Consider the following 20,723-nt stretch of genomic DNA (forward strand, 5'->3'; position numbering starts at 1 on the left):
TATTGCTAAGGGCTGTTCCCGCAACGAGGGTCGCATGAACGTCCCCACCCCGCTGCCGCCGGTCCTTACCGGCCCTTTGCTGCGCCGCCTGGAGCCCCGCCGGCTGGTACTCTGGCTGGTCACTCGCGAGGCGCCGCGCGGCGAACTCCTGCTGGTCTGGCCTGGCCACGAGAAACGCCTGTCACTGGACGCCTGTGCCCAGGCGTTGCCCATCGGCCGCCACGCCTGGGTGGTGCTGGTGGACGCCGATCCGGGCCTCGAACTGCCGGCGGACATCCCCGTCGAGTACGATCTGCGGCTCGAGGTGGACGGCGCCGAGCAGGGTATCGCCGACTGGGCGCCACACCTGCTCTACCCCGGCCAGGCACGGCCCTGTTTCGTGCGCCGCGCGCAGTTGGACGATGTGCTCCACGGCTCCTGCCGCAAGCCGCATTTCGACGGTCCCGACGGACTCCTGCAGGTCGACGCACTGCTCGCCGAGCGTCAGGACGCGCCCGCACGGCGACCGGCGCTGCTGATGCTCAGTGGCGACCAGGTCTACGCCGACGACGTCGCCGGCCCGATGCTGGCGGCGATCCATCGGTTGATCGAGCGCCTCGGACTGTTCGACGAAACGCTCGAAGGTGCCTGCGTGGCGGACAGCCAGGCACTCTACGCCAGCGCTGACAGCTACTACCGGCGCGAGGCGCTGCTACCGGCGATCCGCAGCAACGAGGCGCTACGCGAACGCTTCTTCGGCGGCGTGGAAAAGCCGGTGTTCACCAGCAGCAGCGCACACAACCATCTGGTGTCCCTGGCCGAGGTACTGGCCATGTACCTGCTGGTCTGGTCGCCGCTGCCCTGGCGCCTGGTCGATCTGCAGGCTCCGCCACTGCCCGTCGACTTCGGCGCACGCTACGCCACCGAACGGCCGCGCATCGAGGCTTTCGCCGCAGGTCTGCCCGGCGTTGCGCGCGCCCTCGCGCAGTTGCCGACGCTGATGATCTTCGACGACCACGACGTCACCGACGACTGGAACCTCAGCGCCAACTGGGAAAGCAGCGCCTATGGCCACCCCTTTTCCCGGCGCATCGTCGGCAACGCGCTGCTCGGTTATGCGCTCTGCCAAGGCTGGGGCAACGATCCGCATGCCTGCGCGCCGGCCATCCAAGCCTGCGCCGAACTGCTCGGCGCCAGCGAAGACGGGGGGCTGCCCAGCACGCACCACGACCGCTGCATCGATGCGCTGCTGGCCTTCCAGCACTGGCACTACCAACTGCCCGGCACGCCGACGCTGATCGTGCTCGACACCCGCACGCGCCGTTGGCGCAGCGAGCGACATCCGTCGCGCCCCTCCGGACTGATGGACTGGGAAGCGCTGTGCGAACTGCAACAGGCGCTGCTCGACCAGCGCGCAGCGATCATCGTCTCACCGGCGCCGATCTTCGGCGTCAAGCTGATCGAAACGGTGCAGCGGGTGTTCAGTTGGGCCGGCCATGCCCTGCTGGTGGATGCGGAGAACTGGATGGCCCATCGCGGTGCCGCGCGGGTGATCCTCAACATCTTTCGCCACTCGCGCACGCCGGGGAACTACGTGATCCTCTCCGGCGACGTGCACTACAGCTTCGCCTACGAGGTGCGCATTCGGCAGCGGCGCGACGGGCCGCAGCTCTGGCAGGTGACCAGCAGCGGCATCAAGAACGAGTTCCCCCGCCGCCTGCTGGACGGATTCGATCGCTTGAACCGCTGGCTCTACGCGCCCCTGTCGCCGCTCAACCTGTTCACCAAGCGCCGGCGCATGCAGGTGAAACCGCGCCTTCCCAGCCGCGCCCAGCGTGGCGAACGGCTATGGAACGGCGCTGGGATCGGCGAGGTACGCCTGGACGACGAAGGCCGTCCGACGCAGATCCTCCAGCACAACGCCGACGGCAGCGGCGCCACCGACTTCGATCATTGCGAGCGGGAGCGGTGGCATTAACCAACGCGTAATGGGGCTGCCCAGCCAGCGGACGCAAGAGAAAGCGACTCGTCGTGCAGGGTGAAACCTGTAGTTCCAGCCGAGGAAAGCGTGGCGCTTCTACGCCCGAGTACAAGACCGTAGACACCAGTGCCGGCAGTGGCAGTGGCAGTGGCAGTGGCTCAGGATCAGAGCAGGTGCTCCGGACTTCGGTGCCAAAGGACGGTTGTCGGCGTTCCTCAGACACCGCCAGGTTTCGCCCTCCTGGGCGAGCTACTTTTGGCGGCAAAAGTAGCCAAAACCCCTGCCCCTATGATCCGGCCCCGCCCGCTGCGCGGGCGGGGTTCGTTCACCCGGACCAACGGGGCGCTTCGGTGCCGTCCGCACGATTGAGTAGGATGGGTTGAGCGCAGCGATACCCATCACAGTCATCACGATGGGTATCGTCGCTGCGCTCCTCAACCTACGCGGCCCGCCCCATCCTACCGGGCCGGGGCCGGGGCCGGGGCCGAGCCAGAGCAAAGCGACCACCGATGACGCGGCTTGCACCCGGGGCCCCTTCAGTAGGCCGAGTGCAGGCGTTGCGCAGGAGAGTGAGCCGCCAGGACGGCGGCGAGAGGCCTGTGCGGTCCAGGGAGGGACCGTACGGGCCGGCCCCCGGAGCGGCGCCGGAGCGAGGGCACCCCAGCCGCGCAGCGGTTGGGGCCGGATGGTGGGGTGGTCTTCTTCTTGCCTACTTCTTCTTGACCGGGGCGGCCATCCGCACGCAAGAAGAAGTAGGTCGCCGTGCAGGGCGAAATCTGTAGTCCCAACCGAGGAAAGCGCCAAGCTCCCACCCCCAAGCCCAAAACCGCAAACAACGGCTGCGGCTGTGGCTGCGGCTGCGGCTGCGGCTGCGGCTGCGGCTGCGGCTGCGGCTGCGGCTGCGGCTGCGGCTGCGGCTCAGGATTAGAGCAGGAGCACCGGGCCTCCCATGTCAAAAGACGAGTGTCGGCGACTCCCGAACCGTAGCATGGGCTCGCCACAAAACGCCTACGCCAGGAAGTAGAAACACCCGGCGATCACCACCCCCGAATACAGCAGCATCATCAGGCAGTACCCCATGATCTCGCGGGCGCCGAGGCCCACGATGCCGAGGATCGGCAGCGCCCAGAAGGGCTGGATCATGTTGGTCCAGGCGTCGCCCCAGGCAATCGCCATGGCGGTCACCGCCGGCGATACGCCCAGCGCGGCGCCAGCCGGCAGCATGATGGGGCCCTGCACCGCCCACTGGCCGCCACCGGAGGGCACGAAGACGTTGACCAGCCCGGCGCTGAGGAAGGCCAGCAGCGGGAAGGTATCGGCCGTAGACCAACTGACGAAGGTCTGCGTGACCTGCTGACCGAGGGACACGCCCTCGGCATTGGCGCCCACCATCATGCCCATGATCCCGGCGTAGAACGGGAACTGCAGGACGATGCCGGCGATCCCCGCCACGCCCTCCTGCACCGCGCGCATGTAGCGTTCCGGCGAGCCGTGCAGCGCCAGGCCGATGAACAGGAACAGGCCGATGACGATGTTCAGGCTCAGGGCAAAGCCGTTGCGCCAGAAGTACTGGACGAAGAACACGGCGGCCAGGGCGACGATGATCAGATTGAGGATGCGACTGTCATCCAGGCGCTGGGCCAGGGTGGCGCGCGGCAGCGGTTCGCGCTCGACGTCGGCGAGCAGCGCCGGATCGGCGACCTGCGGCTGGGCCGGGTGCATCGCACGGTTGAGCAGCGGCAGGCCGATCACCAGCAGCGCGATGATCGCCAGGTTGAAGGGGGTGAACAGCGTGTCGCCGACGCCGATGGCGCCCTCCACCGCGCCGCCGGTCATGCGCGCCAGGTCCGCGCCGCCCGAGGCCAGCGACAGCGGGATCGAGCCGGACAGCCCACCGTGCCAGATCAGGAAGCCCGAGTACGCCGAAGCCACCAGCAGCGGGTAGTCGACGCCGCGCACCTCGCGGGCCAGGGTGCGGGCGAAGACCGCGCCGATCACCAGGCCGAAGCCCCAGTTCAGCCAGGAGCCGGCCAGCGCCACCAGGGTGACCAGCACGATGGCCTGCCCCGGCGTGCGCGCCAGGCGCGCCAGCTTGCCAAGCAGGCGCGGAATCACCGGCGCGCTGGCCAGGGCATGGCCGGTCACCAGGATCAACGACATCTGCATGGCGAAGCCGAGCAGGCTCCACAGGCCGTTGCCCCAGTGTCCGGCCATGGCCACCAGGCCCTGCCCGGTGGAGAGCATGCCGGCGATCAGCACGATCAGGCTGAGCAACAGGGCGAAGACGAAGGGCGACGGGAGATAACGCTGGACGAGCCTCACGCTCATCGAAGTGAGAAAACCGAACATGGCACGCATTCCTCTGTTGTTGTTCTTTTATGGCCTGCCGGGCGGCCCGGCGATCCGGGCCACCCGCGGGTTTACTGCGCCAGCCAGCCGCCGTCCATGTTCCACGCGGCGCCGCGCACCTGGGCGGCCGCGTCACTGCAGAGGAACAGGGTCAGCTCGCCGAGCTGCTCGGGGGTGACGAACTCCAGCGACGGCTGCTTCTCCGCCAGCAGCTCGTCACGCGCCTGCTGGGCATTGCCGCTGGCGGCGGCGCGGGCATCGATCTGCTGCTGCACCAGCGGGGTGAGTACCCAGCCGGGGCAGATGGCGTTGCAGGTCACGCCGCTGCGGGCGGTTTCCAGGGCGATCACCTTGGTCAGCCCGACCACGCCGTGCTTGGCCGCCACGTAAGCGGCCTTCTCCTTCGACGCCACCAGCCCATGTACCGAGGCCACGTTGACGATGCGGCCCCAATTGCGCTGCTTCATCCCCGGCAGCGCCAGGTGCGCGGTGTGGAACACCGAGGACAGGTTGATCGCCAGCACCGCGTCCCATTTCGCGCGCGGGAAGTCCTCCACCGGCGCCACATGCTGGATGCCGGCATTGTTCACCAGGATGTCGACGCCGCCGAAGTCACGCTCGGCGTAGGCCATCATGTCCTCGATCTGCGCAGGATCGCTCAGGTCGGCGCCGTGGTAGCCCGCCACCTCGCCGTGGCGGGCTACTTGCTCACGGGCCGCATCGACGTCGCCGAAGCCGTTGAGAATCACCCGCGCACCGGCACCGGCCAGGGCGTCGGCCAGACCGAGGCCGATGCCGCTGGTGGAGCCGGTGACGAGTGCAGTCTTGCCGTGCAGGTTCATGCATGCCTCCTCAGACAATGCCGGTCAGGTAGTACAGGGCGATGACGAAGAACACCGCCAGGGTCTTGATGCAGGTAATGGCGAAAATCCCACCATAGGCCTGGCGATGGGTCAGCCCGGTGACCGCCAGCAGGGTGATCACCGCACCGTTGTGCGGCAGGGTGTCCATGCCGCCGCTGGCCATCGACGCCACCCGGTGCAGCACTTCCAGGGGAATCCCAGCGGCGTTGGCCGCCTGCACGAAGCTGTCCCCCATCGCCGCCAGGGCGATGCTCATGCCGCCGGAGGCGGAGCCGGTGATGCCGGCCAGCAGGGTCACGCTGATGGCCTCGTTGACCAGCGGATTGGGGATCGTCTGCAGCGCCTGGGAGAACAGCAGAAAACCCGGCAGCGCGGCGATCACCGCACCGAAACCATACTCCGAGGCGGTGTTCATTGCCGCCAGCATGGCGCCGCCCACGGCGGTCTTGCTGCCCTCGGCGAGCTTGCCCTTGATCGCCCGGAAACCGAGGATGCCAACCAGCAGGATGCCCGACAGCAGCGCTGCCTCCACCGCCCAGATGCCGGTGATCTTGGCGATCTCGGTCTGGATCGGCGCGCTCATGCCCGGCAGCGCCAGGCTGTGGCTGGGGCCGTACCACTGGGGAATCCAGCGGGTGAAGAAGAAGTTCAGCACACCCACCAGTACCAACGGAGAGAGCGCCAGCAGCGGATGCACCAGGGCCACGTCCTCGGGCGTTTCCGGCTCGTTGCGCAGGTCAGTGCCGTAACCTTCGCCGGCGCGCTGGGCGCGGCGGCGCCAGGTCTCGAGGAAGAACAGGCCCATCGCGATGACGAACAGCGAACCGGCGATGCCCAACCCCGGCGCGGCCCAGGCGGTGGTCTTGAAGAAGCTGGTGGGGATGATGTTCTGGATCTGTGGGGTGCCGGGCAACGCGTCCATGGTGAAAGAGAATGCACCCAGGGCAATGGTCGCCGGCATCAGCCGCTTGGGAATACCGATCTGGCGGAACATCTCGGCGGCGAACGGATAGACCGCGAAGACCACCACGAACAGCGACACGCCGCCGTAGGTGAGCAGCGCGCAGACCGCGACGATCACCGGGATCGCCTGCTTGCGACCGAGCACGCGGATGGCCGCGGCGACGATCGAGCGGGAAAAGCCGGACAGCTCGATCAGCTTGCCGAACACCGCGCCCAGCAGGAACACCGGGAAGTAGAGTTTGACGAAGCCGACCATCTTCTCCATGAACAACCCGGTGAACGCCGGTGCCACGGCGCTGGGGTCGGTCAGCAGCACCGCGCCGAGCGCGGCGATGGGGGCGAACAGAATCACGCTGTAGCCGCGGTAGGCGGCCAGCATCAACAGTCCAAGCGCCGCGAGGGCGATCAGGATACTCATGGTTACTCCTAGCGCCGGCGGTGACCGGCCTGTTGTTTTTGTAAAACGCCTGGATTAACTGCCTGGGGGTATTTCGGCGCCGCTCCCGGGCGCGCCTTCATTCCTTCTCAAGGTACTCAGGGGCGTCAGGGCTTCAGTGCATGGCGCAATTGGTGTTCCCGGCGACGGGCGATGCGCGCGCGGCGCTCGTCGTCCCATACGTAGAAACCTTCACCGCTGCGCAGCCCGGTCTTGCCCGCTCGCGCCATTTTCTCGAGCAGTGCCAGGCCATCGCTGCCCTGTGCCAAGCGCGGCAGCAGGTGCCGGGAAATGTCGGCGAAGGTATCCAGGCCGCCCATATCGGCGCCCTCCAACGGGCCGACCATGCCGTAGCGGCGGCCCAGCGAGGCGCGCATCACCCGATCCACGGTGGCCGCATCGGCGATGCCGCTCTCGACGATATGCAGGGCCTCGCGCAACAGAGCGAACTGCAGGCGATTGCCGATGAAACCCGGCGCCGCCTTCTCCAGCACCACCGCTTCGAGTTCAATGGCATCGAAGGCCTCGGCCAACCGCTGCAGATGACGGCGCTCGGTGGCCGAGCCCGGCACCAGCTCCACCAGCGGGATGAAGTGCGGCGGGTTCCAGAAATGCGCGATCAGCAGCCGCTCGGGATGGCGCATGCCCTCGGCCAGCTCGTCCGGCGGCAGGCCGCTGGTGTTGCTGGCGATGATCGCGTCGTCGGCGATCAGCGCTTCCAACTCGGCATACAGCGCACGCTTGAGCGGCAGACGCTCGGGCACCGCTTCGATCAGCAGGCCGGCATCAGCCAGCTCGGCCAGTTGCGCTACGCCGCTCAGGCGTTGCAGCACGGCCTCGCGCTGCGCGGCCTCGAAACGCCCGGCGTCGCTCAGCTCGTCGAGGATGCTCCCGGCCACCGCAGGAATCTGCGCCAGGCGCGCGGGGTCCGGGTCATACAGGCGCACCGCGTGGCCGAAGCGAGCCAGGTGTACCGCGATACCGACCCCCATGAGGCCGGCGCCGAGCACCGCAGTGGCTGGAAGACTCATCGTCTGCGCCCCTCAGTCGCGGGCCAGCGCCAGGGCCACGCCCTGACCGCCGCCAATGCACAGGGTCGCCAGGCCTTTCTTGGCGTCACGGCGGATCATCTCGTGCAGCAGGGTCACCAGCACCCGGCAGCCGGAGGCGCCGATCGGGTGGCCGAGGGCGATGGCGCCGCCATTGACGTTGACCTTGGCCAGATCCCAGCCCAGGTCCTTGGCCACCGCCAGGGACTGCGCAGCGAAGGCCTCGTTGGCCTCCACCAGGTCCAGCTCGTCGACGCTCCAGCCAGCCTTGTCCAGGCAGCGACGGGTGGCCGGCACCGGGCCGATGCCCATGGTCGCCGGATCGACCCCGGCGCTGGCGTAGGACTGGATGCGCGCGAGGATCGGCAGGCCCAGTTCGCGGGCGGTCTCGGCATCGGCCAGCAGCACCGCGGCGGCGCCGTCATTGAGGCTGGAGGCGTTGCCGGCGGTCACCGTGCCGTTCTTGTCGAAGGCCGGACGCAGCTTGGCCAGGCTCTCGGCGGTGGTGCCGGCGCGCGGCTGCTCGTCGCGGGCGAAGACCACGGGATCGCCCTTGCGCTGAGGAATCTCCACCGGGGTGATCTCGGCGTCGAAGCGTCCGGCCTCGATGGCCGCCACGGCTTTTTGCTGGGAGGCGGCGGCGAAGGCATCCTGAGCCTCGCGGCTGAGCTCGTAGTCGCGCGCCAGGTTCTCCGCGGTGATGCCCATGTGGTAGTCGTTGAAGGCATCCCAGAGGCCGTCGACGATCATGCTGTCGAGCAGTTGCGCATGCCCCATGCGCAGACCGGTGCGCGCCTTGGGCAGTACGTAGGGCGCCAGGCTCATGTTCTCCTGGCCGCCGGCGATGACCAGCTTGGCGTCGCCGCAGCGGATCGCCTGGGCGCCCAGGTGCAGTGCCTTGAGCCCGGAGCCGCAGACCTTGTTCAACGTCAGTGCCGGCACCGCATGCGGCAGCCCGGCGGCCAGCGCGGCCTGGCGCGCGGGATTCTGCCCGCTGCCGGCGGTGAGCACCTGGCCGAGGATGACCTCGTCGATGCGTTCGGCAGGCACGCCACTGCTGGCGAGCAATTGGCGGATCACCACGGCGCCCAGTTCATGGGCGGGAATTTCGGCCAGGGCACCCTGGAAGCTGCCGATGGCGGTACGGGTGGCGGCGACGATGACGACGTCGTGCATGGACGACCTCCTTAAACGACGGCGGCCCCGTCGCAACGGGGCCTGATGGAAAGGGATGGTGGAATCAGTCGAAGCGCATTTCCGGGACCGTCTCCGGCACCCGCAATTCACCGGCGGTGAGCGCGACGATCTCTTCGACACTGACGCCCGGCGCGCGCTCGCGCAAGACGAAGGCGCCGTCCTCGATCTCCAGGTAGGCAAGGTCGGTGAGCACCCGGCGAATGCAGCCGGCGCCGGTCAACGGCAGGCTGCAGCTGGGCAGCAGCTTGGACTCGCCGTTCTTCGAGGCGTGGGTCATCACCACGATGATGTTCTCCGCGCCAGCGACCAGATCCATCGCCCCGCCCATGCCCTTGACCAGCTTGCCGGGGATCATCCAGGAGGCGATGTTGCCCTGCACGTCGACCTCGAAGGCGCCGAGCACGGTGAGGTCGATATGCCCGCCGCGAATCATCGCGAAGGACTGCGCGGAGTCGAAGATCGAGGCGCCGACGCGGGCGGTGACCGTCTGCTTGCCGGCGTTGATCATGTCCGCATCGAGTTCCTCCTCGGTGGGGAACGGGCCCATGCCGAGCAGGCCGTTCTCCGACTGCAGCATCACCTCCATGCCCTCGGGCACGTAGTTGGCGACCAGGGTGGGGATGCCGATGCCGAGGTTCACGTAGTAGCCGTCACGCAGTTCGCGGGCGACACGCTGGGCCATCTGTTCACGAGTCAGTGCCATGGTGCTTGCCTCTCAACCGCGCAGGGTGCGCTTTTCGATACGTTTTTCGAAGGTGCTCTGGATGATCCGGTCGACGTAGATCCCGGGGGTATGGATCTGCGACGGTTCCAGCTCGCCCGGCTCTACGATCTCTTCGACCTCGACCACGGTGACCCGCGCTGCGGCGGCGGCCAGCGGGTTGAAGTTCTGCGCGGTGTGGCGATAGATCACGTTGCCGTAGCGATCGGCCTTCCAGCCACGGACGATGGCGAAGTCACCGGTGATGGCGTGTTCGAGAATGTAGGGACGCCCGTCGAATTCGCGCACGTCCTTGCCTTCGGCGACCGGGGTGCCGTAGCCGGTGGCGGTGTAGAACGCGGGAATACCGGCGCCGCCGGCGCGCAGCTTCTCGGCGAGGGTGCCCTGGGGGGTGAGTTCGACTTCCAGTTCGCCGTCGAGCAGTTGGCGCTCGAACAGGGCGTTCTCGCCGACGTAGGAGGCGATCATCTTGCGGATCTGCCGGTCTTCCAGCAGCACGCCGAGGCCGAAGCCATCGATTCCGCAGTTGTTGGAGACCACCGTCAGATCGCGGGTGCCGTGGCGGCGAATCTCGGCGATCAGGTTCTCGGGGATGCCGCACAGGCCGAAGCCCCCCGCCAACACCGTCATGCCATCGTTGAGCCCTTCCAGCGCCTCGGCGTAGGAGTGCACTCGCTTGTCGAAACCGGCCATCGCCCGATCCTTATCGTTGTTATGTGCAACCGAGTGTCGAACCGGGCAAATGCTTTGTTAAGTTTATTTTTAATCACTATTCTTTAACTTCTCAAAAGAATGGTGACATCGCCATGACCGTCAAGCAGTTACGCGCCTTTCTCGCTGTGGCGCAGACGCTGAGCTTCGCCCAGGCCTGCGAGCGCCTGCACCTGTCACCCCCGGCGCTGAGCCTGACCATCAAGTCACTGGAGGACAGCCTCGGCGGCCGCCTGCTCAACCGCACCACCCGTTCCGTCAGCCTTACTCCCGAGGGCGAAACGCTGCTGTCGCTGGCGCGGCGTCTGCTGGCCTCCTGGGACGATGCCGAGGACGAGCTGCGCCAGCGTTTCAGCCTGCAGCACGGTCGGGTCGCCCTGGCCGCCATGCCCTCCTTCGCCGGCAACCTGCTGCCCGTCGCGCTACGTCGCTTCCGCGAGCGCTATCCGGGCATTGGCGTCAGCGTCCACGACGTGGTCAACGAGCAGGTGATGGACATGGTGCAGAGCGGCGCCGTGGAGCTGGGTATCGCCTTTGCCCCGGAGCCCTCTTCGCTGCTGGATTTCCAGATGCTCTACCTCGACCGCTTCGTCGCCGTGGTGCCCGCCGATTCGCCGCTGGCCACGCGCCACGCGCTACGCTGGCGCGATCTGCTCGACCAGCCCTTCGTCACCCTGCAGCGCCCATCCACCGTGCGCGTGATGCTCGAGGAACACCTGCGGCGCAGTGGCTGGCGCCTGCCGGTGGCGTTCGAGAGCCACCAACTGTCCACCGTCGGGCGGATGGTCGCCGAGGGTCTGGGGGTCAGTGCCGTGCCCGCGCTGTGTCGCGAGCAGATGCATGAACTGGGCGCACGTTGCCTGACCTTGCAGGACCCGGTGATCGAACGTCCGGTCGGGCTGATCACGCGACGCGGCCACCAGTTGTCGGTGGCCGCCCAGGCGATTGCCGAGCTGTTCCAGGAAGTTCCCATCTACCCCGTCTAGCGCGGCACTTTCCCTCACGGCGCGCAGGGTAAAAGTCCTGTAAAGAATGTTATTCTCCCCGGTTATTGATAATGGTTCCGAATACAATCGCGACGTCGCGTGGGCTCGTTTGCCGGGCCCGACAGGAACCGGCGCCGCCTACGGCGCCTGCCGTACGAGGAGTTGCTCCGATGCTCAAGCGCCTTTGCAGGCCTTCCCGCCACTGGCTGGCCGTCCCGGCCCTGGCCTTCGCCACCCTGTTCACCACGCTCGCCCAGGCACGCACGCTGGAAACCGCCTATGGGCCGGTGGAATTGCAGGGTGCGCCGCAGCGCGTCGTCGCATTGGGCGACAACGCACTGGATGCGGTGGTCTCGCTGGGTGTCGAGCCGGTGGGTTCGCTGGCCAGCCGTGGCGGCACCGACATCCCGGCCTACCTCAAGGCGCACACCGGCAAGGTCGCCGTGGTCGGTACTACCCGCGAGCCCAACCTGGAGGCGATCCTGGCCCTGCAACCGGATCTGATCGTCGCTTCGACGCAGCTCGATAAAGCCCTCTACGACAAACTGAGCATGATGGCCCCGACCCTGGTGCCCGCGGGTAACAGCTTCGACGACTGGCGCGAGACCTTCGCCTTCTACGCCCAGGCACTGGACAAGACAGACCAGGGCAAGGCGCGCATCGCGGAGATCGATACCCGTATCGCCGCCCTCAAGCCGCGCCTGCCGCAGGCTGCCAGCGTTTCCGTGGTGCGCTGGAACCCACAGGGGCCTGGCATCATGTCCAGCCACCTGTTCGTCGGCCAACTGCTCGGCCAGCTCGGTTTCAAGCAGGTCGAACTGGCCGAGTCGCTGACCGATCGTCCGCACTCCGACATTCTCTCACTGGAGAACCTCTCCAAGGTCGACGCGGATTGGCTGTTCCTCGCCACCCTCAACCCCGAGGGTGAGCAGGCGCTGGCACAGGCACGCCAACAACCCGCCTTCACCCGTCTGAAGGCAGTAGGCAATGGACAGGTGGTGAGCGTGGACGGGCAGATCTGGAGCAGCAGCGCTGGCTATCTGGCCGCCAGCCAGATCCTCGACGACGTCGAGAGGGCCATGGCCCAGTGAGTCACCGCGTGCCTGCGCAGAACCTGTCGCCCGCCCGTGCAGTGACGGGCTGCGCCCTGCTGCTGCTCGCCCTGGGGCTGGCCAGCCTGCTGTTCGGCGCCGGTGACGTCGGCCCCTGGCAGAGCCTGCAGGCGCTGACCGGAGGCGCCGGCGAGGAGGCACGCTTCGTCATCTTCCAACTGCGCTGGGTGCGTACCGAACTGGCCCTGCTGGTGGGCCTCGCGCTCGGCGCCGCCGGCGTGCTGCTGCAGGCGGTGACGCGCAACCCGCTGGCCGAACCCGGCCTGCTCGGCGTCAGCGCTGGCGCCTCCTTCGCCGTGGTACTGGCGATCAATCTCGGCGCCGCGGCGGCCAGCGTACACCTGGGCGTGGCCATGGGCGGCGCCATGGCGGGCTGTCTGCTGGTGCTGCTGGTCAGCCAATGGCGCGGCGTCGGCGATGACCCGGTGCGCCTGGTGCTGGCCGGCGCGGCCTTTACCGGCATCCTCAACGCGCTTACCAGCCTGCTCTTGCTCTGGGACCAGCGCACCGCCGACGAGATGCGCTTCTGGGTGGTCGGAGCGCTCGCCGGGCGGCCTCCTGAGACGCTGCTGTGGAGCCTGCCGGGACTGCTGCTGGGGCTCGCCCTGGTGCTGCCGCTGGTGCGTCCGCTGGCGGCCCTGGCGCTGGGCGAGCGGGTCGCCAGCGGGCTCGGTCACCACCCGCAACTCACTCGCCTGGGGACGCTGCTGGCGGTGGCGGTACTGGTGGGCACGGCCACCGCGGCGGCCGGCCCGATCGCCTTCGTCGGACTCATCGTGCCCTTCGTGGCACGCCGCCTGGTCGGCCCGGACATCCGCCGCACCCTGGGCCTGTGCCTGCTGCTGGGGCCCTGCGTGGTGCTGTTCGCCGACATTCTCTCGCGTCTGCTGGTGCGTCCCTACGAGATGCCGGTCGGGGTGATCACCGCCTTCGTCGGCGCACCGATCCTCATCGCCGTGGTGCGCGGCCATCGACTACCCAGCCTGTGACATGAACGCACCTTTACCGACCCGCCCTCGCCTACCGCTGCACGCACCCAGCGGCTACTGGCTGCTGCGCCTGGGCCAGGCGCGCCTGCTGGTCGACCAGCGCGGTGCCGGTGTCGCGCTGGGGCTGGGCCTGGCCCTGCTGGCCGCGAGCCTGTCGATCCTGGCCGCGGGTAGCCAGGTCCTGACGCCGAGCAGTGCGCTGGCCGCGCTGTTCGGCAAGGGTGAACCGATGCCGGTGTTCCTGGTGCGTGAACTGCGCCTGCCACGCCTGCTCGCCGGCCTCTACAGCGGTGCGGCGCTGGGCGCCGCGGGCTGCCTGCTGCAGACCCTGGCACGCAACCGCCTGGCAACCCCCGGGGTGATCGGCATCGATGACGGCGCCACCGCCTTCGCCGTGGCCTCGATCGTCGCCGTGTCCACCAGTCTCGCGCCGTCGGCGCTGGCCCTCACCGGTGCCGCCACGGCCGCGGCGCTGACTTTCGGCCTGGCCTCGGGCAGCGGCGCGCGCGGCTACCGCTTCATCGTCGTCGGCATCGGTGTCGGCGCACTGTTCGGCGCGCTTTCCAACCTGATGCTGGCACGCGCGGCCATCGACGCGGCCAACGCCGCCTATCCCTGGACGGTGGGTACGCTCAACGCGCGCCCGGCGCTGTCGGTGCAGTTGCTCGGCTTCGGCCTACTGCTCGGCCTGCCTCTGGCCAAGCTGCTGGTGCGACCGCTGATGCTGCTGCGCTTCTCCGACAGCGTCGCCTTGGGCCTGGGCGTCGGACTGGCCCGTACACGCCTGGCGACACTCGCGCTGACGGTGTGGCTCACCGCCCTGGCGGTCGCGGTGGTCGGGCCTGTCGGCCTGGTGGCGCTGGTGGCTCCAGAGATGGCCCGCTACCTGTCCGGTCATCGCGGCGTGCCGGTATTCAACGCCGCACTCTGCGGCGCGCTGCTGATGATCGTCGCCGACTGGGTGGGCCGTACCCTGCTCGCCCCCGTCGAAGTGCCGGTGGGTGTGATCATGGCCCTCGTCGGCGGCCCCTACCTGTTATGGATCCTGTTGCGCCAGCCGGCGCGGAGACTCTCATGAGCATCCTCTCGCCCCTGCTCGTCACACCGGCACAGCGTCCCGCCAGCCTGGAGGCGAAGGCCCTGCGCATGGGCTACGGTGCCAGCCTGATCATCGACGGTCTGGACCTGCAGATACCCCGCGGCCAGGTCACCGCCATCGTCGGCCCCAACGGCTGCGGCAAGTCCACGCTGCTCGCCGGCCTCTGTCGCCTGCACAAGCCCAGCGGCGGCGCGGTACTGCTCGACGGCAAGGCGATTGACGGCCTGCCGTCGAAAGAGGTGGCGCGACGCCTGGCGCTGCTACCCCAGGATGCCAGCGCGCCGGAGGGTCTGACCGTCGCCGAATTGATTCGCTTCGGCCGCCAGCCTCACCAGGGACTGCTGCGCCAATGGAGCGAGGAGGACCAGGCAATCGTCGACGCCGCGCTGCGTGCCGCCGATCTCGAAGCGTTGGCCGAGCGACCGCTGGAGTCCATGTCCGGTGGCCAGCGTCAGCGCGCCTGGATCGCCATGGCGATCGCCCAGTCGACCCCCTTGTTGCTGCTCGACGAACCCACTTCGGCACTTGACCTGGGTCACCAGATCGAGGTCTTCGAGCTGATTCGCGCCCTGGCCGAGTCCGGCAAGACGGTGGTCATGGTGGTCCACGACCTGTCCTGCGCCTGCCGCTACGCCGATCACCTGGTGGCGATGCATGGCGGCCGCGTCGTGGCCCAGGGCGCACCCTCGCAGATCGTCACCTCGGAGCTGGTGGAGACCCTCTACGGCGTGCATTGCGTGCTCCTGCAGGACCCCCACAGCGGCACGCCGATCATCGCCGGAGTGACGCGTTAGCACCCCCCGAGGACCCTCCGCGACTGCACCGACGCGCGCTCCCGTGGTCAGACGATCACTACCGGACACACACAGGAGCCCGCGATGAATCCGTCCAGCCAAAGCCGTCTGATGAGCGCCGAGGAATCCCAGGAATTCGCCCGCCAGGTGCTCGATGTGGCGCGCCAGGGCGACGCCGAGATGCTCGGGCGCCTGCTCGAGGCCGGCCTGCCGGCCAACCTGCGCGACGCCAAGGGCGACAGCCTGCTGATGCTCGCCAGCTACCACGGCCACCTGCAGGCCTGCCGCGTCCTGCTCGAACACGGCGCCGATCCCGACCTCGCCAACGACCGTGGGCAGACACCGCTGGCCGGCTGCGCATTCAAGGACGAACGGGAGATCGCCCGCCTGCTGCTCGAAGGGGGGGCGTCGGTCGACGCGGCCGGCGCCGATGGCAAGACGGCGCTGATGATGGCGGCGATGTTCGACCGCGTGGAGATCGTCGAACTGCTGCTGGCACACGGCGCCGACCCGGCGGCCCGCGATGCTCAGGGAGCCACGCCCCTGGACGCCACCCGGGTGATGGGCGCGCAGCGGACGCCCGCGCTTCTGCGCAAGGCGGCGGGTCACTGAACACTGCGGCAACTGACCCAGGTCCCGCTTTTGCGTAGACTCGCGCCTATCGAGCGTAGGGGGCGTGGACCGGTGATGTGGATAGCAGCGATCTTCTTCGCTTTGCTGGGATGGAGCAGCCTGGGGATGGCGGCGCAGAAGCCGGTGCTGCATTTCTCGATTAACGAGAGCTGGACGATGCCGCTGGTCGACTTCTCCGGAAAGGACGAGACCCACGCCGGCATCCTCCCCGACCTCTACCACGCGCTGGCCAAACGTATCGATCGCCCGGCAAGCCTGATCAGCCTGCCCAGGCGCCGCGTGCAGCAGGGCGTCGAAAACGGTCTCATCGACGTACGCTGCTACGTCACTCCGGACTGGGTGCGCGAGTCCCATTACCGGTACATCTGGAGCCTGCCGTTCATGGTGCAGCGTGACCTGCTGGTGGGGCGGCAGGGCCAGCCAAGCAGCGCGCCGGAAAGCCTCCCGCACGGCACCCGGATCGGCACCGTACTCGGCTACCAGTACCCGCGTCTGGACCCGCTGTTCGCCTCGGGGCAACTGCTGCGCGAGGACGTACGTACCCAGGAACAATTACTGGCCATGCTGCAGAGCGACCGCTTCGATTACGCGATGTCCAGCGAACAGAGCCTGGCCTGGTTCAATCGCCAGCACCCTACCCAACACAAGCTGATCGAAGTCGCCGAAATCTCCCTCGACGAGGTCTCCTGTCTGGTCCGCGACACGCCGGATATCCCGACCATGGCGCTGCTGCGCGCCCTGGTGCGCATGCGTCTGGACGGTACTTTCGAGAAGATCCTCGCGCGCTATCGCTAGGGGCCGCGCGGGCCCTAGCGCAAGGTGTATTCGAAGGTGCTGACCACCCGCAAGCGCTTGCCGAGGGTTCGCCCGCTATCCATGTCGCTACCGTCGTCGTCGAGCACGCGGATCACGCCCTGGTTGGCGTTCTTCAACTCGCCCAGACTGGCACCGGCGTCTCCGGCGAACTGGCGCGCCTGATCCCGCGCATTGCCGGTGGCCGCCTCCAGCAGCTTGGGCTTGAGGTCGTTGAAGCCACGCAGCTGATAGCGCGGCCCCTCGCTGGTATCCAGTTGCACACCGGCCTGGATCAGCGGATCGATGGCGTTGGCGGTCTTCGCCACCACATCCACCCTCGGCGTCTTGACCAGCACCTGGCCCTGTCCGGTGAAGCGCAGCGGCACGTTGCCGTTGGACCACTCCCGGGCGAGCAGGTCCTGCACCTGCAACGGCCGCACCTCGAGCTCGTCGTCGCGGAAACCCTGCTCGCGCAGGTACGCCACGACACGCTGGCGATCTTCGCTGAGCTGGCGCTGCACGTCGCCAAAACGGTCGCCGCCGCGGCGGAACGCCAGGCTCCAGATGGCGAAGTCGCTATTCACCTCCATCTCCGCCAGGCCCTTCACCGTAATGCTTCGATCAGCCATTCGAAAACGCTCGAAGCCCTGCCCCATGGACCACCCGGCGAAGGCCACGGCGATCGCGATGAGCAAGGCAGGCAACAGGCCGATACGGGCAACGGGCATGGACAGCACTCCAGGGGAACCTCAGCTCACCTTAGCAGTTCCTGGCGCGCGCGGTCTGCCGCCGATGCGCCTGGAAGCCGTCGAGCATGCCGTCGAGCGCGTGCAGCAAGGCGTTGCTCTGCTCCTCCGCCTCGCGCATGGCCGCGACGATCTGTTGTTGGTAGTGACGCTCGTGCATCCAGTCCGTTTCGCGCAGCGCAACGGCGCGCTGCAGCGCGTCGTGTACCGCCCGGTGCGGTTTTTCCAGCGTGCGATAGCCGCTGCTCTGGCCGAAGCGCGCCAGCCCCTCTCCGTGGAACCACTGCCCCAGCCGACAGCCATGGTGGTCCTCGGCGATCGCATGCAACGCTTCGGGCTGGCAGGTCGAGGCGTCCAGCGCGATGTAGCCGTTCTGCTTGAGGATGACGTGATCGACCTTGTTGAGCACGTTGAGCGCCTGATCCTTGGCCACGGAGAGCGCGTCGATGGTCGCCAGCGAGCTGTCGGAGAACGCATCGAAACGCCGGCGTAGATCGCCCAGGGTCTCGTTGACCTGGTGCGACAGGACCTCGGTGACCTCGGCCTTCTGCAGCATCTCGTAAACCCGCGAGGAAAAACCCTCGATGGTCGAGGTGACCTCGCCGGCAGCCTCCTTGGTGCGCCGCGAAAGCGCCTTGACCTCATCGGCGACCACCGCGAAGCCACGCCCTTGCTCCCCGGCCCGAGAAGCCTCGATGGCGGCGTTGAGCGCCAGCAGGTTGGTCTGGTCAGCGATCTCGGTGATCATCGACAGGGACGCCTGCACCCGCTCGCTGTCCTCGCCCAGGCGCTGCACCACCGCGGTCACCGCAGCCACGGTGGCGGCAATGTCGTGCAATGCGTCGTCCATGCGCCGCACCGAATGCTGGCTGTCGAGTGCCGCCTCGTTGTTCCGCAGGGCGATGGACTCGACCTCGACCATGCGTCCGCTGATGTCCTGCAGGTTGCGCTGGGTATCGCGCAGGTTGAGGATGAGATTCGGCACGTTCAAGGCATGCAGCGTGGATTGCAGCTCGTTGGCAGCGACCAGTTCGGTGTTGCGCTGCATGGCCGCCAGCGAGCGATTGATGTTCTGCAGCGACAGCTTGAGCATGCCTGGCTGACCGTCCTCCAGGGCGGGACGATCGAACTTGCCCCGCGAGGCATTGGAGAAGCAGGTATCGACTTCCTTGAAGTAGGCCTCCACCTTGTCCAGAAAGTCGTTCACCTCCCAGGCTACCTTGCCCACCTCACCGAGGCGCGCGGTGCGCGTGATGCGCAGGTGGAACGCCCCGGCGTTGGCCTGGCGCATGGTCTGCTGGATGCTCTGCAAGGTCATCAGCACACGGCCGACGCGATGCAGCAAACGCGCGCAGAGCAGTCCCACCAGCAGAGGCTGCAGCAGCCACCACAGGCTGCCGTCGTAGACGACGATCGCCACCGACGCGGCCACCAGCGAGACCAGCGAAAGGCAGGCGCATAGCAGGCGAAACTGACCACCAAGGAACAACGCCCCACTGCTAACGCCACGGGGCTGCGCGGTTGCAGCGGAAGCTTTCATGCGGCGTCCTCACGATTAAGGGCGATCACCAACCCCGCATAGTCCAGCCCTCTAGCGCGCGCCTGCTCCTGCAGGTAGTCCAGCGCCGGCTCCATGCCGGACTGCTGCTCCAACTCGCGCATGCGCCGGTAGAGGCGCTCGGCCTGGGCGATGGCGGATGCCCTCGGCTTGCGGCGTACGGAGTAGTAACCCCGCAGTTGACCGCTGGCGTCGCGGTCTGGGGTGATGTTGGCCAGCACCCAGTAGTAGCGTCCGTCCTTGCAGCGATTCTTCACGTAGCCGAAGAACTCGTCACCGCCGCGCAAGGTTTCCCAGAGCAGCCGGAAGACGGAGCGCGGCATGTCCGGATGGCGTACCAGATTGTGTGGATGGCCGAGCAACTCCGGCTCGCTGAAACCGGAAATACGCATGAAAGTACGATTGGCATAAAGGATATTGCCGCGCGTGTCGGTCTTGGTGACGATGAACTCGTCGTCGCCCAGGATCACTTCCTCTTCGCGCAGGCCGACTGCTTGGCTCATACGGAGATCCGGATGCTGGGGAGTGCCCATGGCGCTCCCCGAACGAGTCTGCGCCAGCCCTCCTGGCCACATGCCGACCCACCTGCCACGTTGGTGAAACGAGGCGCCCTCTCGGCACTCTGCCGGGTCGGCGCATGGTCTTATGATGGCATCGAGCCTTCATTGCTGCCGATCAATGAAAGCGCGCAGGAAGACTTACTCCCGTCGCCTCAGCAGCTCCAGACGCGGGGCGAGAACCTGAGCCAGAGCAGGCCGTCCTCCTGCCACAGGGTCGCTGCGGCAGATCGCGCAGGCGCTTCAGTGCCCGTCCTTGACCTCCATGTCGAAGCCTTTGCGGTTGTCCGCATAAATGCGCACCTCGGCGGGCTTGCCGTCCTCGGCGACCTCGACCCAGGCCTCTCGATTGAGCCGCGCATGGGCGCAGAGGGTGTCGTCCTCGGTATCCGCACCGATGCCGACGATGTGCCGCCCCGGCATCAGCTGGAAGCTGGCCTGCTCGCCGACGCCGATACGTGCCGCCGGCTGGCGGTCGATCGAGAACATCACGTAGCAGCCGCCGCCCATGAAGCCCACCTCGCGATGCAACTCTAGCGTTCCGGTGCCATCACTGGCCTGCTGGTAGCCGAGCAGGCGTTCGCTGGGAATCGCCTCGAAGCGTTCGGGACGATAGGACGAACAGCCGGCCACAGCCACCAAAGTGAGCGCCAGCAGCGCCTGGATCGATCGCATGGGTTCCCTCCACGGGTCAGTCTGGAAATATAAGATCGTGTCTGTGACAACGCAGCGGCGACCAGGGTGCCGCTGCTTACATCACGCAGCGGCGATACGCGCCTTGAGGCGCTCGGCGAGCGCTTCGAGCTCCGCCGGATCGGCCTTGCCCTGGCCATGTGCGGCGGGTGCCTGGCCGCTCCAGCGCGGCACGATGTGCATGTGCAGGTGGAAGACGCTCTGCCCGGCAGGCGCGCCGTTGAACTGGGCGACCTGGATACCGTCCGGCTGCAGTTCCTCGGCGATCACCCGCGCCAGCTTCTGCACCGCGGGCAGCAACTTCGCCAGCGTCTGCGGGTTGGCTTCCAGCAAGTTGCGCGCGGGATCGTTCTTCGGGATCACCAGGGTGTGCCCGCGCGACTGCGGGAACAGGTCGAGAAAGGCGAGCACGTCGTCGTCCTCGTAGATCTTGAAGCAGGGTGCCTCACCGCGAATGATGCAGGCGAAGATGTTCTGGGGATCGTAATCGCCGTACAGGCTCATGCCGGGCT

The 20,723-nt window shown here is 67.6% G+C and carries 20 protein-coding genes and 1 pseudogene; 8 read left to right on the forward strand and 13 right to left on the reverse strand.

Annotation, left to right across the window (positions count from 1 at the left end):
* Window positions 1-34: 34 nt before the first annotated feature.
* Window positions 35-1,957 carry an alkaline phosphatase D family protein gene (locus tag ACYRGX_RS19055; protein WP_473054002.1) on the forward strand — a complete coding sequence of 641 codons (1,923 nt, stop codon included), beginning with the start codon at window positions 35-37 and terminating at the stop codon, window positions 1,955-1,957.
* Between the two features lie 1,011 nt (window positions 1,958-2,968).
* Here ACYRGX_RS19055 and ACYRGX_RS19060 read toward each other — a convergent pair.
* The 7 genes from ACYRGX_RS19060 to ACYRGX_RS19090 all read right to left on the reverse strand — a co-directional run bounded on the left by ACYRGX_RS19060 (window position 2,969) and on the right by ACYRGX_RS19090 (window position 10,231).
* On the reverse strand, window positions 2,969-4,309 hold the full coding sequence (locus ACYRGX_RS19060) for a short-chain fatty acid transporter (RefSeq protein ID WP_473054003.1): 1,341 nt from the start codon (window positions 4,307-4,309) through the stop codon (window positions 2,969-2,971).
* 71 nt (window positions 4,310-4,380) lie between these two features.
* Window positions 4,381-5,151: a 3-hydroxybutyrate dehydrogenase gene (locus tag ACYRGX_RS19065; RefSeq protein WP_473054004.1), complete on the reverse strand. Its 771-nt coding sequence runs from the start codon at window positions 5,149-5,151 to the stop codon at window positions 4,381-4,383.
* A 10-nt stretch (window positions 5,152-5,161) separates the two neighbouring features.
* Window positions 5,162-6,553: a GntP family permease gene (locus ACYRGX_RS19070; RefSeq protein ID WP_473054005.1), complete on the reverse strand. Its 1,392-nt coding sequence runs from the start codon at window positions 6,551-6,553 to the stop codon at window positions 5,162-5,164.
* A gap of 125 nt (window positions 6,554-6,678) precedes the next feature.
* Window positions 6,679-7,602 (reverse strand): 3-hydroxyacyl-CoA dehydrogenase family protein, encoded by a 924-nt coding sequence (locus tag ACYRGX_RS19075; RefSeq protein WP_473054006.1) that lies wholly within the window; start codon window positions 7,600-7,602, stop codon window positions 6,679-6,681.
* 12 nt (window positions 7,603-7,614) lie between these two features.
* Window positions 7,615-8,796 carry an acetyl-CoA C-acetyltransferase gene (locus tag ACYRGX_RS19080; protein WP_473054007.1) on the reverse strand — a complete coding sequence of 394 codons (1,182 nt, stop codon included), beginning with the start codon at window positions 8,794-8,796 and terminating at the stop codon, window positions 7,615-7,617.
* 64 nt (window positions 8,797-8,860) lie between these two features.
* A complete protein-coding gene (locus ACYRGX_RS19085; protein WP_473054008.1) occupies window positions 8,861-9,520 on the reverse strand; it encodes a CoA transferase subunit B in 660 nt (219 codons plus the stop codon).
* 12 nt (window positions 9,521-9,532) lie between these two features.
* Window positions 9,533-10,231, reverse strand: a complete 699-nt coding sequence (locus ACYRGX_RS19090) for a CoA transferase subunit A (protein ID WP_473054009.1) — start codon at window positions 10,229-10,231, stop codon at window positions 9,533-9,535.
* Between the two features lie 113 nt (window positions 10,232-10,344).
* Between ACYRGX_RS19090 and ACYRGX_RS19095 the strand changes: the two genes are divergently transcribed.
* The 7 genes from ACYRGX_RS19095 (at window position 10,345) to ACYRGX_RS19125 (ending at window position 16,657) form a co-directional block, all read left to right on the forward strand.
* Window positions 10,345-11,235 (forward strand): LysR family transcriptional regulator, encoded by an 891-nt coding sequence (locus tag ACYRGX_RS19095; protein ID WP_473054010.1) that lies wholly within the window; start codon window positions 10,345-10,347, stop codon window positions 11,233-11,235.
* A 170-nt stretch (window positions 11,236-11,405) separates the two neighbouring features.
* Window positions 11,406-12,326, forward strand: coding sequence for an ABC transporter substrate-binding protein (locus ACYRGX_RS19100; protein WP_473054011.1), 921 nt, complete (start codon window positions 11,406-11,408; stop codon window positions 12,324-12,326).
* A gap of 8 nt (window positions 12,327-12,334) precedes the next feature.
* A complete protein-coding gene (locus ACYRGX_RS19105; RefSeq protein ID WP_473054012.1) occupies window positions 12,335-13,336 on the forward strand; it encodes a FecCD family ABC transporter permease in 1,002 nt (333 codons plus the stop codon).
* A gap of 1 nt (window position 13,337) precedes the next feature.
* Window positions 13,338-14,414, forward strand: coding sequence for a FecCD family ABC transporter permease (locus ACYRGX_RS19110; protein WP_473054013.1), 1,077 nt, complete (start codon window positions 13,338-13,340; stop codon window positions 14,412-14,414).
* Entirely contained in the window at window positions 14,411-15,229 is an 819-nt protein-coding gene (locus ACYRGX_RS19115) for an ABC transporter ATP-binding protein (protein WP_473054014.1), read from the forward strand. Before ACYRGX_RS19110 ends, ACYRGX_RS19115 begins: the two co-directional genes overlap by 4 nt.
* Before the next feature lie 84 nt (window positions 15,230-15,313).
* On the forward strand, window positions 15,314-15,841 hold the full coding sequence (locus tag ACYRGX_RS19120) for an ankyrin repeat domain-containing protein (protein ID WP_473054015.1): 528 nt from the start codon (window positions 15,314-15,316) through the stop codon (window positions 15,839-15,841).
* Window positions 15,842-15,916: 75 nt separating this feature from the next.
* Window positions 15,917-16,657 (forward strand): substrate-binding periplasmic protein, encoded by a 741-nt coding sequence (locus ACYRGX_RS19125; protein WP_473054016.1) that lies wholly within the window; start codon window positions 15,917-15,919, stop codon window positions 16,655-16,657.
* A 14-nt stretch (window positions 16,658-16,671) separates the two neighbouring features.
* Here the strand turns inward: ACYRGX_RS19125 and ACYRGX_RS19130 are convergent, their stop codons facing one another.
* The 6 genes and pseudogenes from ACYRGX_RS19130 to ACYRGX_RS19155 all read right to left on the reverse strand — a co-directional run bounded on the left by ACYRGX_RS19130 (window position 16,672) and on the right by ACYRGX_RS19155 (window position 20,715).
* On the reverse strand, window positions 16,672-17,385 hold the full coding sequence (locus ACYRGX_RS19130) for an SIMPL domain-containing protein (RefSeq protein ID WP_473054017.1): 714 nt from the start codon (window positions 17,383-17,385) through the stop codon (window positions 16,672-16,674).
* Window positions 17,386-17,416: 31 nt separating this feature from the next.
* On the reverse strand, window positions 17,417-17,836 hold the full coding sequence (locus ACYRGX_RS19135; RefSeq protein WP_473056726.1) for a CZB domain-containing protein: 420 nt from the start codon (window positions 17,834-17,836) through the stop codon (window positions 17,417-17,419).
* An 18-nt stretch (window positions 17,837-17,854) separates the two neighbouring features.
* Window positions 17,855-18,943: pseudogene (locus ACYRGX_RS19140) on the reverse strand (methyl-accepting chemotaxis protein); the annotation flags it as partial.
* Window positions 18,940-19,464 (reverse strand): PAS domain-containing protein, encoded by a 525-nt coding sequence (locus tag ACYRGX_RS19145; RefSeq protein ID WP_473054018.1) that lies wholly within the window; start codon window positions 19,462-19,464, stop codon window positions 18,940-18,942. The gene ACYRGX_RS19145 and the pseudogene ACYRGX_RS19140, both read right to left, overlap by 4 nt.
* 297 nt (window positions 19,465-19,761) lie before the next feature.
* Entirely contained in the window at window positions 19,762-20,193 is a 432-nt protein-coding gene (locus tag ACYRGX_RS19150) for a 3-isopropylmalate dehydratase (protein WP_473054019.1), read from the reverse strand.
* A gap of 81 nt (window positions 20,194-20,274) precedes the next feature.
* A complete protein-coding gene (locus tag ACYRGX_RS19155; protein ID WP_473054020.1) occupies window positions 20,275-20,715 on the reverse strand; it encodes an HIT family protein in 441 nt (146 codons plus the stop codon).
* Window positions 20,716-20,723: the final 8 nt, after the last annotated feature.

The organism is Pseudomonas sp. R4-15, from assembly GCF_055768815.1.